Origin of the sequence: Vibrio sp. 10N.286.51.E5, assembly GCF_041469125.1 — a bacterium.
GTDB lineage: Bacteria > Pseudomonadota > Gammaproteobacteria > Enterobacterales > Vibrionaceae > Vibrio > Vibrio crassostreae_C.
In genome coordinates, this window is the sequence record NZ_JBFRJZ010000018.1 from 111,353 (window position 1) to 112,916 (window position 1,564).

A 1,564-nucleotide genomic window follows, 5' to 3' on the forward strand; every position below is an offset into this window, starting at 1 on the left:
TAGTCACGTAGGGCTTTTTCGTTAAATCTATCTGATTCTACTTTTGTTCCCAATACGGTGGATTACCATAATATTCAGAGAAGTAGTCAATGAAGGCTCTCACCTTTGGTGCAAGTAACCTTGTGCTTGGGTACACAGCCCAAATTGCAGGCTCTGATGTTAATGGGTAATCTTCTAATATTTGAACCAGCTGACCGCTTTTCAGTTGTTCATAGGCACACCAATTCGATGTCACCGTGATCCCCATACCACCTGAGGCTGCGTCACGCAGTGCTTCCCCGTTATCTGCCCTGAACGACCCAGATGCCTTAATCGTCTTAGGCCCGCTTTCAGTATTGAAGGTCCAGTTTTCTAAACCAATTAAGCTAATACATTGATGATCGTTAAGATCTCGAGGTTTGGCTGGCTTACCATATTTGATTAAGTAATCAGGCGATGCACACACAATACGCTTGTCTGTCGCAAGTTTTCGGGCAATCAGTGTCGAGTCTTTCAGCTCCGAGATACGAATCGCGATATCAAAGCCACCCTCAACAACATCCACCATCGAATCTGATAGCCTGAGATCGACTTTTAACCCAGAGTAGCGCTCTAAGAATCCAGGTAAGGCAGGAACAAGATGCAAACGTCCAAAAGACGCAGATGCGGTAACTCGCAACGTTCCGGTTGGAGAATCACAACCCACACCGACCGCCGATTTGGCAGCATCCACGCTCGATAACACTTCTTCAGCATGAGGTAAGAATGCTTCCCCCTCTTCGGTTAAAGAGACCTTACGAGTGGTTCGGTGGACCAAGCGAACGCCTAAATTGTCTTCCAGTTTACTGATGTGCGAGCTTGCAACAGCAGGAGACAAACCAAGCTCTTGCCCAGCCATGCTGATGTTATGTGTGGAAGCTAAACGAACAAACAATTTGAGGTGTTCAATATTCATGAGATTACCAATAAAATCTTAAAAATCGCGTGCCAGTAACCCTCATTATGCGTCATTCACATAATAATACAACGTATTAACTCAGTTGAATTGTGAAGAAGTGATTGAGCCAAAACGAAAAAAAACTCCCGAAGGAGTTTTTTTGTCTAAGTCTGCAATTCGCCATTTAGCTAGTCAGCAAAATTACCAACTCACTAGCCAGTTAAACGTGCATGCAGTGCATCTTTCAGTACAGAACGATCATGTTTCAGTTGGTGCATCGAGCCGTCATCAATGGGTGAATCTTTCAGCTCAAGCTTACGAATCTCTTTATCAAGGTTGTCGTACGTCTTCATGTCTGCTGCAAAGCCATCGTCAGTTTTAACAAGCTCAGCAATTTTATCTTTCATTTCAGGAAATTCGTGAACAAGAGAATGATTTTCACCTAGCATAGAAACCTCTTAAGTTGAGTAAAGTGATTGGTATTACGCATTCATTATTAACCTTAGCAAGGGAGTCAAATAACAAATGAGATCCAGTACACAGCATAGAATATAGACAATTCAGATTCACAAATTTACAACATAAATCGGCAGGGATGCGTTGTTTTACATAGAAGAAAGCCTCACGTAATGAAGTGACCCCGTAAAG

2 protein-coding genes are annotated in these 1,564 nt (G+C 42.9%); both read right to left on the reverse strand.

Annotated features, from left to right (window positions below; translation table 11 throughout):
* Positions 1-37 precede the first annotated feature (37 nt).
* Positions 38-934 (reverse strand): LysR family transcriptional regulator, encoded by an 897-nt coding sequence (locus AB4161_RS06250; protein WP_102320698.1) that lies wholly within the window; start codon positions 932-934, stop codon positions 38-40.
* A gap of 194 nt (positions 935-1,128) precedes the next feature.
* The gene (locus tag AB4161_RS06255) at positions 1,129-1,365 is read right to left on the reverse strand and encodes a YdcH family protein (protein WP_017067743.1); all 237 of its coding nucleotides are present in this window, start codon (positions 1,363-1,365) and stop codon (positions 1,129-1,131) included.
* Positions 1,366-1,564 lie beyond the last annotated feature (199 nt).